The sequence below is a fragment of the Plantibacter flavus genome, from assembly GCF_900177615.1.
GTDB lineage: Bacteria > Actinomycetota > Actinomycetes > Actinomycetales > Microbacteriaceae > Plantibacter > Plantibacter flavus.
This window is the reverse complement of sequence record NZ_FXAP01000001.1, coordinates 1,303,045-1,318,674: the sequence shown is the minus strand read 5'-3', so window position 1 is coordinate 1,318,674 and position 15,630 is coordinate 1,303,045. Positions and strand designations below refer to the sequence as shown.

The 15,630-nt window shown below is 68.7% G+C and carries 13 protein-coding genes; 9 read left to right on the top strand and 4 right to left on the bottom strand.

What is annotated here, in order from left to right:
* Window positions 1-18: 18 nt before the first annotated feature.
* Window positions 19-390, bottom strand: a complete 372-nt coding sequence (locus tag B9Y95_RS06185; protein WP_200811349.1) for an RNA-binding S4 domain-containing protein — start codon at window positions 388-390, stop codon at window positions 19-21.
* Window positions 391-428: 38 nt separating this feature from the next.
* Here B9Y95_RS06185 and B9Y95_RS06180 point away from each other — a divergent pair, with 38 nt between their 5' ends.
* From B9Y95_RS06180 to B9Y95_RS06165, 4 genes are all read left to right on the top strand, one after another.
* Window positions 429-1,127 carry a CDP-alcohol phosphatidyltransferase family protein gene (locus tag B9Y95_RS06180; RefSeq protein ID WP_085510977.1) on the top strand — a complete coding sequence of 233 codons (699 nt, stop codon included), beginning with the start codon at window positions 429-431 and terminating at the stop codon, window positions 1,125-1,127.
* Window positions 1,120-1,641, top strand: a complete 522-nt coding sequence (locus B9Y95_RS06175) for an FHA domain-containing protein (RefSeq protein ID WP_086473205.1) — start codon at window positions 1,120-1,122, stop codon at window positions 1,639-1,641. The genes B9Y95_RS06180 and B9Y95_RS06175 overlap by 8 nt, the downstream gene beginning before the upstream one ends.
* Entirely contained in the window at window positions 1,641-2,345 is a 705-nt protein-coding gene (gene ftsR, locus B9Y95_RS06170; protein WP_085510975.1) for a transcriptional regulator FtsR, read from the top strand. The genes B9Y95_RS06175 and ftsR overlap by 1 nt, the downstream gene beginning before the upstream one ends.
* A 202-nt stretch (window positions 2,346-2,547) precedes the next feature.
* Complete coding sequence (locus B9Y95_RS06165) at window positions 2,548-3,096, top strand: MerR family transcriptional regulator (RefSeq protein WP_064297014.1); 549 nt, start codon at window positions 2,548-2,550, stop codon at window positions 3,094-3,096.
* Between the two features lie 237 nt (window positions 3,097-3,333).
* Here B9Y95_RS06165 and B9Y95_RS06160 read toward each other — a convergent pair whose 3' ends face one another.
* Window positions 3,334-4,200: a ParA family protein gene (locus tag B9Y95_RS06160; protein WP_085510974.1), complete on the bottom strand. Its 867-nt coding sequence runs from the start codon at window positions 4,198-4,200 to the stop codon at window positions 3,334-3,336.
* Window positions 4,201-4,273: 73 nt separating this feature from the next.
* On the opposite strand from B9Y95_RS06160, the gene B9Y95_RS06155 reads away from it, so the two are divergent.
* Both B9Y95_RS06155 and def read left to right on the top strand, forming a co-directional pair.
* Window positions 4,274-7,681 (top strand): pyruvate carboxylase, encoded by a 3,408-nt coding sequence (locus B9Y95_RS06155; RefSeq protein WP_079706023.1) that lies wholly within the window; start codon window positions 4,274-4,276, stop codon window positions 7,679-7,681.
* Between the two features lie 89 nt (window positions 7,682-7,770).
* Window positions 7,771-8,262 carry a peptide deformylase gene (gene def, locus B9Y95_RS06150; RefSeq protein WP_085510973.1) on the top strand — a complete coding sequence of 164 codons (492 nt, stop codon included), beginning with the start codon at window positions 7,771-7,773 and terminating at the stop codon, window positions 8,260-8,262.
* Between the two features lie 54 nt (window positions 8,263-8,316).
* Here def and B9Y95_RS06145 read toward each other — a convergent pair whose 3' ends face one another.
* The gene (locus B9Y95_RS06145; protein WP_085510972.1) at window positions 8,317-10,146 is read right to left on the bottom strand and encodes an AMP-dependent synthetase/ligase; all 1,830 of its coding nucleotides are present in this window, start codon (window positions 10,144-10,146) and stop codon (window positions 8,317-8,319) included.
* Between the two features lie 200 nt (window positions 10,147-10,346).
* Here B9Y95_RS06145 and B9Y95_RS06140 point away from each other — a divergent pair, with 200 nt between their 5' ends.
* From B9Y95_RS06140 to B9Y95_RS06130, 3 genes are all read left to right on the top strand, one after another.
* Window positions 10,347-11,300, top strand: coding sequence for an ROK family glucokinase (locus B9Y95_RS06140; protein WP_085510971.1), 954 nt, complete (start codon window positions 10,347-10,349; stop codon window positions 11,298-11,300).
* A gap of 26 nt (window positions 11,301-11,326) precedes the next feature.
* Window positions 11,327-12,010, top strand: coding sequence for a lysophospholipid acyltransferase family protein (locus B9Y95_RS06135; protein WP_064297009.1), 684 nt, complete (start codon window positions 11,327-11,329; stop codon window positions 12,008-12,010).
* Between the two features lie 119 nt (window positions 12,011-12,129).
* A complete protein-coding gene (locus B9Y95_RS06130) occupies window positions 12,130-13,476 on the top strand; it encodes a class II 3-deoxy-7-phosphoheptulonate synthase (RefSeq protein ID WP_056005400.1) in 1,347 nt (448 codons plus the stop codon).
* 87 nt (window positions 13,477-13,563) lie between these two features.
* On the opposite strand, the gene pknB is transcribed toward B9Y95_RS06130, so the two are convergent.
* Window positions 13,564-15,510 carry a Stk1 family PASTA domain-containing Ser/Thr kinase gene (gene pknB / locus B9Y95_RS06125; protein WP_085510970.1) on the bottom strand — a complete coding sequence of 649 codons (1,947 nt, stop codon included), beginning with the start codon at window positions 15,508-15,510 and terminating at the stop codon, window positions 13,564-13,566.
* Window positions 15,511-15,630 lie beyond the last annotated feature (120 nt).

Here is a 15,630-nt window from a genome sequence, read left to right as displayed (position 1 = left end):
CTGGTCGTCAGCAGCGCGTCAGCGCCCACGCAACCGCTCGATGTCGCGTCGTTCCCGCTTCGTCGGTCGACCGGCACCGCGGTCGCGGACGGCCACGACCTGCCGTTCCACCGGCGTCGGCAGTGGGGGAGAGCGGTCGATGAGGCATTCCGCCGCGACGTCCGCCCCGACCCGTTTCGCGATGAGGCGTCGGACCTCCACGACTCGGTCGAAGCCCGCCACGCGGAGTCGGACCTCGTCGCCGATCCTGACGGCCTGTGCCGGCTTCGCCCGCTCGCCGTTGACTCGGACGTGGCCGGCTCGGCAGGCGGTCGCGCCGGCCGAGCGGGTCTTCGTCAGCCGCACCGCCCAGATCCATGCGTCGACGCGCACGCTCGACGGGCTGTCCATCATCCGATGGTAGAGCAGCCCATCGGTAGACTCGACCCGTGACTGACGGGGCGGGGCGCGGGGTTCGACGGACCGGTGAAGACCGCGTCGTCACCCTCCCCAATGCGCTCAGCGTGTTCCGGATCCTCCTCGTCCCGGTCTTCCTGATCCTCCTCGTGCAGGGGCAGGACCTGTTGGCTCTCGCGACGCTCGCGTTCTCCGGCGTCACCGACCTCCTCGACGGGTGGATCGCGCGACGGTTCGACCAGATGACGAAGCTCGGTCGTCAACTCGATCCGGCCGCCGATCGCCTCTACATCCTCGCGGCGTTGATCGGCCTCGCGGCCCGCGGCCTCATCCCGTGGTGGTTGCTCATCGTCGTCTTCGCCCGCGACCTGCTGCTCGTCGGGCTCGCCGTCGTCCTCCACCGGTCCGGCACGGGCGTGCTGCCGGTCATCCGCGTGGGGAAGTGGGGCACGGCACTCCTGTTCATCGGGCTCCCGGTCCTCATGCTCGGCCAGGCGTTCCCCGCCGTCGCGATGATCGCGACGCCGCTCGGGTGGGTGTCGGTGATCGCCGGAGCGACGCTCTACTGGTGGGCGGGCATCCTCTACCTGCTGCAGACCGTGCGCATCTCGGGGGATGCCCGTTCGAAGCAGCGGGAACGGGCCGGATCCGGCACGTCACCCTCGACCGGGCGGCTCGACAGTGACGCCACATCGGATACGCTTGACGGAGAGGAGGTCGACGGTGGCTGAGCACGATGAGAAGTACCCCGCGACCGGGGCGTACACGCCGGGAGCTGTCGATGACGGCGCCCCGACGAGCGGCTCGGGCGATCGGGAAGTCGACACGACACTCACCTTCGGTGAAGACCTCGGAGCGGCCCTCGCGGCGATCGACTCCGACGTCACCGCTGAGGAGCACGAGGCGATCGCGGCCCTGCCGTCCGGTTCCGCACTGCTGATCGTCCGTCGTGGTCCGAACGCCGGTGCGCGGTTCCTCCTCGACGCCGACGTCACCACCGTCGGACGTCACCCCGAGGCCGACATCTTCCTCGACGACGTCACGGTGTCGCGTCGGCACACCGAGTTCCACCGTCACGGGACCGCGTTCGAGATCCGCGATCTCAACTCCCTGAACGGCACGTACTTCGACGGCGTCCGCATCGACAAGGCGATCCTGCGCGACGCCGCTGAGGTGCAGATCGGCAAGTTCCGCCTCACCTTCTACGCGTCGCGGATCGACCTCGCCTCCCAGCTGGGAAGCTAGTGGCGGCAGCCAGCGCGAACGCGCGTAGCGACGGCGCTCCGCTGCTGAGCATCGGGCAGGTCCTCGCACGCCTCACCCCGGAGTTCCCCGAGCTGAGCAATTCGAAGCTCCGGTTCCTCGAGGAGCAGGGGCTGGTGTCCCCGGCACGGACGAAATCGGGCTATCGGAAGTTCTCCAGCGAGGACCTCGAACGTCTGCGGCTGATCCTGTCGATGCAGCGCGACCACTACTTCCCCCTCAAGGTCATCCGTACCTACCTCGTCGAGGTCGACGCGGGAAGGTCGCCGCTGTTCCCCGGCAGCGGGCAAGCCGTCGGCGCGCCGTCGATCCATCCCGGGGTCCGCAGGTTCTCGAGGAACGAACTGATCCGCGAAGCCGGCGCCACCCCGATGCTCTTCAACGACGCCGTGAGCGCGTCACTGATCCTGCCCGCCGAGAACTACGGCGAGGACGCCGCGTCCCTCTTGCGGATCCTCGTGGAGCTGCAGCGCTCCGGTATCGAACCCCGTCACCTCCGCGGGTTCCGCGCTTCGATCGAGCGCGAAGTCGGGCTCATCGAGAGCGCGTTGAGCGCCGTCGCCAAGCGGAACGACGCCGCCGGCCGGGCACGTACCGCCGACCGGGCGCTGGAGATCGCCGCACAGCTCGAGGGTGTGCGGTCGAACCTCGTCCGCTCAGCACTCGAGCGACACCAATCCTCCTGATCGACCTCCCAGGGCGTAGACTGCCCTCATCCATCACGGCCAGGTCACAGTTCGATCACTCGTCACGACACGCCGTCCGTTTCGAACGGATGTCGCAGCGTTGACCGGGGCGGATCGGTAGCGTGGTGGGAGTGGTCAAGCCGGCTCGACGCCCCCGTCGAGACCGTATCGACCGTGCAGCGAACATCGAGGAGAAGCAGACATGAGTGAACTCAGTCGCGACGGGGCGTCACGGTACGGTGACCTCGGGCTGCTGTTCACCGACGGGCTTCCAGAACTCGAAGAGGGCCAGGGCTACCGCGGAGCGGTCGCCGCCCGTGCAGCCGGCATCAGCTACCGCCAGCTCGACTACTGGGCCCGGACGGGTCTGGTCGAGCCCACCGTCCGCGGTGCATCCGGATCCGGAACGCAGCGTCTCTACGGCTTCCGCGACATCCTCGTCCTCAAGCTGGTCAAGCGACTGCTCGACACGGGCATCTCCCTGCAGCAGATCCGCACGGCGGTCGACCAGCTCCGCGAAGCGGGCATCGTCGACCTCGCCCAGACCACGCTCATGAGCGACGGCGCGAGTGTCTACCTCTGCACCTCCAACGATGAGGTCATCGACCTCGTCAGCCGCGGACAGGGCGTCTTCGGCATCGCCGTCGGCAAGGTGCTGCGCGAGGTGGAGTCCACGCTCATCGAGTTCGACGCACAGTCGGCCGACCCCATGGACGAGCTCGCAGCACGTCGCTCCGCTCGCAGCGCTTAGCCCGAGCCGAAGGCGCCGGTCCCTGAGCACTCCTACCGGTCCCTGAGCACTCCTACCGGTCCCTGAGCTTGTCGAAGGGCTCACCAACGCGAGTCGCACCTTCCCTGAGAGCACGCATCCCCGGTCCCTGAGCACTCCTACCGGTTCCTGAGCACTCCTACCGGTCCCTGAGCCTGTCGAAGGGCGACCCGAGCGAGCGCCTGGTCCCCGATTGCGACTCAGGGGCTCCCCGAAGCCTCAGCTGTCGGTGGAGGGCGCCTCGACGGCAGCGGGGCTCGTCACGGCAGCCGGCTCCGGGGGAGTGCCGTCGGCGTACTCGCCGACGCGGCCCGTGCGCAGCACGCGGTCGAGGAGGGAGTCGAAGTTCTTCGCCATCTCCTGCGCCGTGTCGCCCGGCCAGACGTGGACGGGCTTGGCGGCACCCTGCGCCTGCTGGAGGGACGTGCGCTCCAACAGCTGCGGGTTGAGGATGAGGGGTCCGAACATGTCGCGGAGTTCCTTGATGCGGAACTGGTGCTCCATCGACTGCGGACGCACCCGGTTGACGATGATGCCGAGCGGCTGCAGCCGGGGGCTCAGCCCCCGACGGATCTCCTCGACGGCGCGGAGGGCGCGGTCGGCGGCGGAGACCGAGAACAGGCCCGGCTCCGTGACGACGGCGACGCGGTCGCTCGCCGCCCAGGCGGTGCGGGTGAGCGCGTTGAGCGAGGGGGCGCTGTCGATGAGGACGAGGTCGTACTCCTCCTCGACGTGCGCGAGTGCCTCTTCCAGGCGCCAGATGTCGCGGATGCTGGGGTGCGGGCCGTCGAAGTTGATCGCAGACGGGCTGCCGATCATGACGTCCATCTTGCCCGGGTGGATCTTCGTCCAGCCGCTCGCCACGATCGCCTGCTCGACGATCTTCTTCTTCGGCGAGGTCAGCACATCCGTCACCGTGAGGTGCCCTGCGACATCGACGGCCATGCCGGTCGAGACGTCGGATTGGGGGTCGAGATCCACGACCAGCGTGCGGATGTCCTTCGAGAACGCGGCGGAAGCCAGGCCAAGGGTGACGGTGGTCTTGCCGACGCCCCCCTTCAGGGAGCTAACGCTGAGTACATGCACAAGGCTCAACGTTACCGTGACTAGGCTAGGGAATCTCAACGTTTGCTGAGTTGGCTGTTGTGGGAAGGGTTCCATGTTCAGGAAGATTCTTGTCGCCAATCGCGGAGAGATCGCCATCCGGGCGTTCCGTGCCGCGTACGAGCTGGGGGCGAAGACGGTTGCGGTGTTCCCCTATGAGGACCGCAATTCGATGCATCGGCTGAAGGCCGATGAGGCTTACCAGATCGGCACGGAGGGTCATCCGGTGCGCGCCTACCTCGACGTCTCGGAGATCATCCGCGTCGCGAAGGAGTCGGGCGCCGACGCGATCTACCCCGGGTACGGCTTCCTCTCCGAGAATCCGGAACTGGCCGAGGCCGCTCGAGCCGCCGGCATCACCTTCATCGGCCCGCCGTCCTCCGTCCTGGAGATGGCCGGCAACAAGGTGACCGCGAAGGAGCACGCCATCGCGGCCGGGGTCCCGGTCTTGAAGTCCACGCCGGCCAGCCGTGACATCGAAGAGCTCCTCGCTGGAGCCGCCGACATCGGGTTCCCGATCTTCGCGAAGGCGGTCGCCGGTGGTGGTGGTCGTGGCATGCGACGCGTCGACAACGCTGAGGACCTCCGTGGCGCCCTCGAGGCCGCCATGCGCGAGGCGGACAGCGCCTTCGGCGACCCGACCATGTTCCTCGAGCAGGCCGTCGTCCGCCCCCGGCACATCGAGGTCCAGATCCTGGCGAGCGCCGACGGCGAGACCATCCACCTCTTCGAGCGCGACTGCTCCGTGCAGCGCCGGCACCAGAAGGTCGTCGAGATCGCCCCGGCCCCGAACCTCGACGAGGACACCCGGCAGGCGATGTACCGCGACGCCATCGCGTTCGCCAAGTCGATCGGCTACGTCAACGCCGGGACGGTCGAGTTCCTCCTCGACACCGCGGGGGAGCGGGCCGGTCAGCACGTGTTCATCGAGATGAACCCGCGCATCCAGGTCGAGCACACGGTGACCGAGGAGGTCACCGACGTCGACCTCGTCCAGTCGCAGATGCGCATCGCCGCCGGCGAGTCGCTCGGCGACCTCGGCCTCACGCAGGAGTCCCTGCACCTCCGCGGCTTCGCGCTCCAGTGTCGTATCACCACGGAGGACCCCACGGCGGGCTTCCGTCCCGACACCGGGAAGATCACGACCTACCGCTCTCCGGGCGGCGGCGGCATCCGACTCGACGGCGGTACGGTCGCCTCCGGCGCACAGATCAGCCCCCACTTCGACTCGATGCTCGCGAAGCTCACCTGTCGTGGGCGCACCTTCGAGGCGGCCGTCACGCGCGCCAAGCGCGCCCTCGCAGAGTTCCGCATCCGCGGCGTCTCCACGAACATCCCCTTCCTGCAGGCGGTCCTCGAGGACGCCTCGTTCGTGGCCGGCGACCTCAGCACCTCCTTCATCGACGAGCGTCCGCAGCTCCTCCGCGGGCATGTCTCGAAGGACCGCGGGACGAAGATCGTCAACTGGCTCGCCGACGTCACGGTCAACCAGCCCAACGGGTCGCGTCCGTCCGGCGCGGACCCGGTCGACAAGCTGCCCGCGATCGACATCACGACCGACGCCCCGGCCGGCTCGCGTCAGCGACTGCTCGAGCTCGGCCCGAAGGGCTTCGCTGACGCCCTCCGCGCCCAGACCGCCCTCGCCGTGACGGAGACCACCTTCCGCGACGCCCACCAGTCGCTCCTGGCCACGCGCGTCCGGACGAAGGACCTCCTCGCGGTCGCACCGTTCGTCTCCCGGCTCACCCCTGAACTGCTGTCCGTCGAGGCCTGGGGTGGCGCGACGTACGACGTGGCCCTCCGCTTCCTCGGTGAGGAGCCGTGGGAGCGGCTGGCCTCGCTGCGTCAGGCGATGCCGAACATCGCGATCCAGATGCTGCTGCGCGGCCGGAACACCGTCGGCTACACGCCGTATCCCACGGAGGTGACGAACGCCTTCGTGCGGGAGGCCGCCGACACCGGGATCGACATCTTCCGGATCTTCGACGCCCTCAACGACGTGTCGCAGATGCGCCCGGCCATCGATGCGGTCCTGGAGACGGGGACGACCGTGGCCGAGGTCGCCGTCTGCTACACCGGAGACCTGCTGAACCCGGCTGAGGACCTCTACACCCTCGACTACTACCTCCGTCTCGCCGAGAAGATCGTCGAGTCCGGTGCCCACGTGCTCGCCATCAAGGACATGGCCGGGCTCCTCCGTCCGTCCGCGGCGGCCAAGCTCGTCGCGGCGTTCCGCGAGCGGTTCGACCTGCCGGTCCACGTGCACACGCACGACACCCCCGGTGGACAGCTGGCGACCCTCCTCGCGGCGAGCAACGCGGGCGCCGACGCGGTCGACGTCGCGAGCGCGCCGATGGCCGGCACGACGAGTCAGCCGTCCGCGTCCTCGCTGGTCGCCGCGCTGGCCCACACGGAGCGCGACACCGGCATCTCCCTGCAGGGGATCGCCGACCTCGAGCCGTACTGGGAGGCCGTCCGCGCGATGTACCGGCCGTTCGAGTCAGGACTCGCGGGCCCGACCGGTCGCGTGTACACGCACGAGATCCCGGGCGGTCAGCTGTCGAACCTCCGCCAGCAGGCGATCGCCCTGGGGCTCGCGGACCACTTCGAGCTCATCGAGGACATGTACGCGGCCTCCAACAAGATCCTCGGTCGGGTGCCCAAGGTGACCCCGTCGAGCAAGGTCGTCGGTGACCTCGCCCTCCACCTCGCCGCCGTCAAGGCGGACCCGGCCGACTTCGAGGCCAACCCCGACAAGTACGACGTCCCGGACTCCGTCGTGGGGTTCATGGCGGGCGAACTCGGGGAGCTCCCGGGCGGATGGCCAGAACCGTTCCGCTCGAAGGTCCTCGCCGGTCGTTCGGTCGACATCGGGATCACGCCGATCTCCGCTGAAGACCAGGCCTCGCTCGACGGCGAGTCCGCCGAGCGCCGGTCGACCCTCAACCGGTTGTTGTTCCCGGCGCCGACCAAGCAGTTCGAGCAGCAGCGCGACCTGTACGGCGACCTCTCCGTCGTCGACACCGCCGACTACCTGTACGGCCTCGAGCCGGGCATGGAGCACGTCGTCGAGATCGACAAGGGCGTCCGGCTCTTCGTCGGGCTCGAAGCGATCGGTGCGGCCGACGAGAAGGGCATGCGCACCGTCATGGCGACTCTGAACGGTCAACTGCGTCCGGTGTTCGTCCGCGACCGCAGCATCGAGGTCGACTCCCGCGCGGCCGAGAAGGCCGACACCTCCGTCCCCGGTCAGGTGGCCGCGCCGTTCTCCGGTGTCGTGACCGTCAAGGTCGCCGTCGGTGACCGCGTCGAGGCGGGCCAGCCGGTCGCCTCGATCGAGGCCATGAAGATGGAGGCGGCGATCACGACCGCCGTCGCCGGCATCGTCGAGCGCCTCGCCATCCCGGCGACCCAGCAGGTCGAGGCGGGCGACCTGCTCGTCGTCGTGAAGCCGAGCGCCTGACCCTCCCGAGACCGGCCGCGTCCCTCCTCGAGGCGACGCGGCCGGTCTCCGCGTCCACCACACCTGTCCCGCCCGGAAGGATCCAACCCGTGACGACACGACCCATCAGACACTTCGGTGACCCGGTCCTGAAGGCTCCGACGGCCGAGGTCGTCACGATCGACGACGACATCCGCAGCCTCGTCCGCGATCTCGTGGACAGCGTGGAGCTCCCCGGTCGTGCCGGCGTCGCCGCGACGCAGATCGGCGTCGGACTCCGCGTGTTCAGCTACAACGTCGACGGCGTCATCGGGTACCTCATCAACCCCAAGCTCGTCGAGGTGCGCGGTGAACTCGAGGAGATCGGCGAGGGCTGCCTGTCGGTGCCCGGGCTCTGGTTCCCGACGCCGCGCCATCCCTACGCACGTGCCGTCGGCATCGACCTCGACGGGCAGGAGCTCGTCGTCGAGGGTCAAGGACTCCTCGCCCAGGCGCTGCAGCACGAGACCGACCACCTCGACGGCATGCTCTACCTCGACCGATTGTCGAAGGAGCACCGCCGCGAGGCGATGAAGCAGGTCCGCGAGAGCGACTGGTTCTAGACGCCGGTCGACGGGCCCGGCGGTCGTCGACCGACCGCCGAGCCCGTCGAGGCGCTACTTCAGGGACATCCCCTGGGTCTCGGGCGAACCCGCTCCGAGGTACATGCCCTCGATCGTCTCCGCGAAGTCCTTGAGGATCACGTTCCGCTTGATGCTGAGCTTCGGCGTGAGGTGACCGCTCGCCTCCGTGAGCTCGTCGTCGAGGATGACGAACTTGCGGATCGACTCCGCGCGGGACACCTTGGTGTTGGCCTCGTCGATGGCGCGCTGGACCGCGGCGAGCACCGCGGGGTTCCGAGCCGCCTCGGCGGCGCTCATCGACGCGTCCTGGCCGTTGTTGGCGAGCCATGAGGGCAGCATCTCGGTGTCGAGCGTGATGAGGGCGCTGATGAACGGCTTCTGATCGCCGACGACGACGACCTGCCCGACGACCGGGGTCGCGCGGATCGGGTCCTCGAGCGCCGCCGGGGCGACGTTCTTCCCGCCGGCGGTGACGATGATCTCCTTCTTCCGCCCGGTGATCGTGAGGAAGCCGTCGGCGTCGAAGGAGCCGATGTCGCCGGTGCGGAACCAGCCGTCGTCGAAGGCCTCCGCCGTCGCCTCGGGGTTCTGCCAGTACTCCTTGAACACGTTGATCCCGCGCACCTCGACCTCGCCGTCGTCGGCAATGCGGAGCGAGACGCCGGGGAGTGCCGGTCCGACCGTGCCGATCTTCGACTTCTGGGCGAGGTTGACCGTCGCGGGCGCGGTGGTCTCGGTGAGGCCGTAGCCCTCCAGGATCACGATGCCGAGCGCGTGGAAGAAATGACCGAGTCGCGGACCGAGTGGAGCGCTCCCGGAGACCGCGTACCGCACCCGGCCGCCCATGGCCGTGCGGATCTTCGCCAGCACGAGGCGGTCGAGGACCCGGAACTTCACCTTCAGGCCGAACGGCACGGAACCGCTCTCGAGAGCCTTCGAGTAGGCGATCCCGGTCTCGGCGGCTGCGCGGAAGATCTTGCCCTTGCCGCCGGCCTCGGCCTTCTGCTCGGAGGAGTTGTAGACCTTCTCGAAGACCCGGGGGACCGCGAGGAGGAACGTCGGCTTGAAGGTGCCGAGCGAGGGGAGCAGCTGCTTCGTGTCGGGCTGGTGGCCCGTCTTCACGCCGGAGTGCACACACAGCACGGCGATGAAGCGCGCGAAGATATGCGCCGTCGTGATGAAGAGGAGGGTGGAGGCACCGGGAGCGGACACGACGTCCTTGAGCGCGACGGCCGAGTTCCGTGACAGCTCGACGAAGTTCGCGTGGGTGAGGACGCACCCCTTCGGCCGACCGGTCGAGCCGGAGGTGTAGATGAGGGTCGCCATGTCCGAACCCACCGCGAGGTTGCGGCGGCGTTCGATCTCGTCGTCGGGGACGTCGACGCCGGCGGCAGCGATCTTGTCGAGGTCGCCGAGGTCGATCTGCCAGACCCGTGCCACCTCGGGGAGGTCGCCGTGCACCTCGTCGAAGCGGGCGAACTGATCGGGCGTCTCGACCAGCACACTCGTCGCTCCCGAGTCGCTGAGGATCCACTGCACCTGGCTCGGCGAACTGGTCTCGTAGATCGGGACGAGGAGTGCTCCGGCGAACCAGACGGCGAAGTCGATGAGGGTCCACTCGTACCGGGTCTTGCACATGAGCCCGATCTTGTCGCCGGGTTCGATCCCCGCGGCGACGAGCCCCTTCGCCAGGGCGACGACCTGCGCGTGGAATTCGGCGGTGGTCACGTCCACCCACTCCGACCCGCGGGGAACGGCGAACAGCGCGGCGTCGGGCGCAACAGCCAGGCGCTTCACGAGCAGATCGGTCGCATTGGCGGATGGGTCTGCTGCGACGACTGCGGGGACGTCGAACTGTTCCACGGCAACTCCTTCGGTACCAGGTCGGCAAGATGTGGCTCCATCCTAGAGCACGGGTGTTTGCGCGGTTTCTGTGGCGCGCAGACGCTCAGTAGACTCGACTGCGGCGCGCGGGCGACCGACTCGACGGGGCCCGGCCGCACGCCACTGCCGGTATCGGCGACATCAGCACGGCGACATCAGGACAGGGAGACGGCACCGGTATGGCAAACGCGATCGGCATCGACATCGGCGGGACGAAGATCGCGGGCGGGGTCGTCGACGACGACGGTCGTATCCTCGCGGCCGGGCGCACGCCGACGCAGGCCTCCGATCCCGACGCCATCATCGAGGACGTCGTCGCCATGGTCCGGTCCTTGGACGACGGCAGTATCTCGAGCGTCGGAGTCGCCGCCCCAGGGTTCTTCGACGCCACGCGCTCGACCGTCTACTACTCGCCGAACATCGCCTGGCGGAACGAGCCCCTGCAGGCCCGGCTGGCCGCGCGGTTGCCCGACAAGGTCGTGACGATCGAGAACGACGCGAACGCCGCGGGCTGGGCCGAGTTCCGGTTCGGCGCGGGGCGCGAGGAACGCAGCATGGTCATGGTGACGATCGGCACGGGTGTCGGCGGGGCGATCGTCCTCGACGACCGGCTGCTCACTGGTGGCTTCGGCAGCGGTGCGGAACTGGGACACATGCGCCTCATCCCTGACGGTCTGCCCTGCGGCTGCGGCGCGCGTGGCTGCGTCGAGCAGTACTGCTCGGGGAACGCGCTGCTTCGGCTCGCGAACGAGGCGGCGGACGCCGGTGGCGACGGTGCCGCCCTCGCTCGAGCGCGAGCCGCTGCCGGCGGGCTGTTGAACGGACACCACGTCTCCGCCCTGCTCGAGTCCGGCGATCCCGGCGCCCTCCGGTGCCTCAATGAGCTCGCCGATCTGCTGGGGCAGGCCCTCGCGAGCATGTCGGCCATCCTCGACCCCAACATCTTCGTGATCGGCGGCGGCGTCGCCCAGGCCGGCGACCTCCTCCTGGACCCCGTACGGGAGGCGTTCCTGACGCACCTCCCGGCGCGCGGGTTCCACCCGGAGCCGTCCTTCAGCATCGCGCAGCTCGTGAACGACGCCGGTGTCATCGGCGCCGGCGATCTCGCCAGGAGCGCCCTCGTCCTCGGCTGACGACGACGGCAAGACGGAGGAGCACGATGTTCTACTGGTTCATGAAGTACCTGGTCGCCGGCCCGATCCTGAAGTCGATCTTCCGGCCGTGGGTGATCGGCGCCGAGAACATCCCGGAGCACGGCGGCGCGATCATCGCCAGCAACCACCTGTCCTTCATCGACTCGGTGATCCTCCCGCTGTGCGTCGATCGGCGGATCTCCTTCCTGGCCAAGAGCGAGTACTTCCGCGGCAAGGGATTCGGCGGCTGGGCCACGAAGACCTTCATGCTCGGCACGGGCCAGCTCCCGATCGACCGGTCGGGAGGCAAGGCCTCCGAGGCCTCGCTCAACACCGGGCTCGCGGTCCTCGGCGGCGGTCATCTGCTCGGGATCTACCCGGAGGGCACCCGCAGTCCAGACGGGACGATGTACCGCGGCCGCACCGGCGTCGCGCGGATGGTGCTCGAGGCCGGGGTCCCCATCGTCCCCGTCGCGATGATCGACACCGAGAAGGTCATGCCCATCGGCACGAAGCTGCCCCGGATCCGTCGGATCGGGATCGTCATCGGCAAGCCGCTCGACTTCTCGCGGTTCGAGGGCATGGAGGGGGACCGCTTCATCCTCCGCAGCGTCACCGACGAGTTGATGGTCGAGCTCCGCAAGCTCTCGGGCCAGGACTATCGCGACGTCTACGCCACGAGCGTCAAGGAGCGCGCGGCGTCGGCGTGACGCTAAGCTGAAAAACCGGGCCGCGATCGCGGTCCGTTCCCCCTTCCGGGCGGGCTCCGGAGCGCGTCCGGTCGAAGAGAAACAGGAAATCCGTGTCCCACGCTACAGAACCAGTCGTCATGGCCGAACCCTCGGTGATCGCCGGACTGGACTATTGGCGTGAGCTGCCGATCAAGCAGCAGCCGTCTTGGCCGGACCAGGCCGCGGTGGCGCGTGCCTCCGCCGAACTCGCGACCCTCCCTCCGCTGGTCTTCGCCGGCGAGGTCGACATCCTGCGCGACCGGTTGGCCCGGGCGGCGAGCGGCAACGCGTTCCTGCTCCAGGGCGGTGATTGCGCCGAGACCTTCGCCGGTGCGACGGCCGAGCAGATCCGCAACCGCGTGAAGACGGTCCTGCAGATGGCCGTCGTGCTCACGTACGGTGCGTCGATGCCGGTCGTCAAGATGGGCCGGATGGCCGGGCAGTTCGCCAAGCCGCGCTCCAACGACTCCGAGACGCGGGGCGACGTCACCCTGCCCGCCTACCGCGGCGACATCGTCAACGGCTACGACTTCACCCCGGAGTCGCGCACGGCCGACCCCGCTCGGCTCGTCAAGGGCTACCACACCTCCGCATCGACGCTGAACCTCATCCGGGCGTTCACCCAGGGCGGGTTCGCCGACCTCCGTGAGGTCCACAGCTGGAACAAGGGGTTCGCCGCCAACCCGGTGAACCACCGGTACGAGGGACTGGCCCGCGACATCGACCGTGCGATCAAGTTCATGGAGGCGGCTGGAGCCGACTTCGACCAGCTGCGTGGTGTCGAGTTCTACTCGAGCCACGAGGCGCTGCTCATGGACTACGAGCGACCGATGACGCGGATCGACTCGCGGACCGGCACGCCGTACAACACCTCGGCCCACTTCGTGTGGATCGGTGAGCGGACCCGTGAGCTCGACGGCGCGCACGTCGACTTCCTGTCGCGCGTGCGCAACCCGATCGGCGTGAAGCTCGGCCCCACCACCTCGGCCGACGACATGCTGCGTCTCATCGACAAGCTCGATCCCGAGCGCGAGCCCGGGCGCTTGACGTTCATCACGCGAATGGGTGCCGGCAAGATCAGGGACGCCCTGCCTCCGCTGCTCGAGGCGATCAAGGGCGCCGACGCGACGCCGCTCTGGGTCACCGATCCGATGCACGGCAACGGACTCACGACGCCCACCGGATACAAGACGCGACGCTTCGACGACGTCGTGGACGAGGTCAAGGGGTTCTTCGAAGCCCACCGTGCCGCAGGGACGCACCCCGGCGGCATCCACGTCGAGCTCACCGGCGACGACGTCACCGAGTGCCTGGGCGGCTCCGAGCAGATCGACGAGGCGACCCTGGCGACGCGGTACGAGTCGCTGTGCGATCCGCGCCTCAACCACATGCAGTCGCTCGAGCTCGCCTTCCTCGTGGCGGAGGAGCTCGCCGCCGCGAAGTAGGTCTCACACGACGAAGCGCCCATGCCGGGTCCGGCATGGGCGCTTCGTCGTCTAGCAGCTGCGTGGGTGGATCTCGCTTCGCCGTGGCTACAGGCCGAAGTCGGTGATGTTGACGGTCGAGCCCTTCTTGACGGATTTACCCGCCGGGGGATCGGTCTTCTTCACCTTGAAGATGTCGCGGAATGCCTCGGCTACGGCGATGTCGCCGACGGTGAATCCAGCGTCCTGAAGTGCCTTGATGGCTTGATTGATCGTCTGGCCCGTGGTGTCGGGGACGGCGACCAACTCGACGCCCTTCGACACGATCAGCGTGACGTCGTCGCCCGGGATGAACGCCGTCTCGTTCCCGTCGGCATCGGTCTTGGCCTGGATGCCGATGACCTGCCCCGCGGGGATCGTGTCGTCGAACGCCTCGTCCGAGGTACCCACACCGAGCCCGACGGATTCGAGGGCGTCGCGCGCCTGGTCCGGCGTCATCCCCGAGACCGAGGGCACCTGTCCGGCCGAGACGAGCAACGTCACCGTGGAGCCTTGGAAGGACGGCCCACCCTGGCTGTAGTCGGCGCCCGAGGTCGCGTCGGTCGCCGCGAGCACGATGTCCTTCGCGATGCTCGGGTCGAACTGCTGGTTCACGGTGCCGACGGCGACGCCGAGCGCGTCCAACTGCTGTTCGGCGTCGGATTGTGCGAGCCCGGCGAGGACCGGGATGTCCACCGGCTGCGGTCCCTGGGAGACGAGGACCGTGACGGAGCTTCCCTTGTCGATCTTCGAGCCGGACGGCGGATCGCTGCCGGCGACCGTGCCGGCCGGGACGGTGAGGCTGAACGTCGCGCCTTCGACGGGCACGAAGCCCAGCTCCACGAGTTTGGCGGACGCCTGGTCGAAACTCCCGTCGGCGACGTTCGGGACCTCGACGAGCGAGCCGGGGCCCTGACCGAAGTACCATCCGGTCCCGCCAGCGAGCGCGGCGAGCATGAGGACGATCGTGAACAGCGCGACGCCCACGCGACTGCGCTTGCGGGCCTTCGTGGCGAGTTTGCCCGGACCGTCCGTCGCGTCGGCGCGCACCGGCACCTGCTGCGGTTTGGTGTTGCGGCCGATGACCTGGGTGACGTCGTCGGCGTGCTCGCTCGAATAGGAGGCCGGCATGACGATCGTGGGCTGCGCCCCGGTGGCGACCGAGGTGAACCCGAGACTGGACTCGATGGACCGCAGGCGCTCCAGCATCTCGCCGGCGTTCGACGGACGATCGTCCGGTTCGCGCTCGGTGGCCCAGAAGACGAGGTCGTCGAGTTCCTTCGGGACGGCGGGGTTCTTGGCGCTCGGTGCGGGGACCGACTCGTTGGCGTGCTGGTAGGCGATCTGCATCGGCTGCTCGCCCTTGTAGGGCTGCTCGCCGGTGAGCATCTCGTAGAGCATGATCCCGAGCGCGTAGATGTCGCTCCGCGCGTCGGCCTGTCCACGGGTGACGAGTTCGGGGGAGAGGTAGGCGATCGTCCCGAGGAGCGCTTGGCCGGTGGCCGTGTTCGCGCTCGCGGCTCTCGCGAGGCCGAAGTCGCCGATCTTGATGCGTCCGTCGTCGGCGAGGAGGACGTTCTCCGGCTTGACGTCGCGGTGGACGATGCCGGCGCGGTGCGCGGCTGCGAGACCGGACAGCACGGCGTCGAGGATGTCGGCGGCCTGCCGAGGGGTCAGCGTGCCGTTGTCGCGGATGAGGTCGCGGAGGGTGATCCCCGGCAGGTGCTCCATGACGAGGTAGGCCATGTCGGAGTCCTGGCCCTGGTCGAACACGCTGACGACGTGCGGGTTCGCGAGTCGTGCGGCGGAGCGCGCCTCCTGGATGAAGCGGTTCTTGAACGTCGTGTCGTCCGAGAGGTGGCCGTGCATGACCTTGATCGCCACGCGCCGTTCCAGCCGGAGGTCGGTGGCGAGGTACACCGTCGCCATGCCGCCCCGGGCGATGCGTGAGCGCACCTGATATCTCCCGTCGAGGAGACGGCCGATCATCGGATCGGTCTGCTGGTTGCTACTCACCAGTCGAGTGTATGGAACGTCGAGCGCGAAGAGCTGTCAACACCCCGGGAGGGCGGCGAGGTGCCTGGATCGTTACCCGAACGCGATCCGACGGCGCCGAGTGGAGCGCGGTCGTGGCAG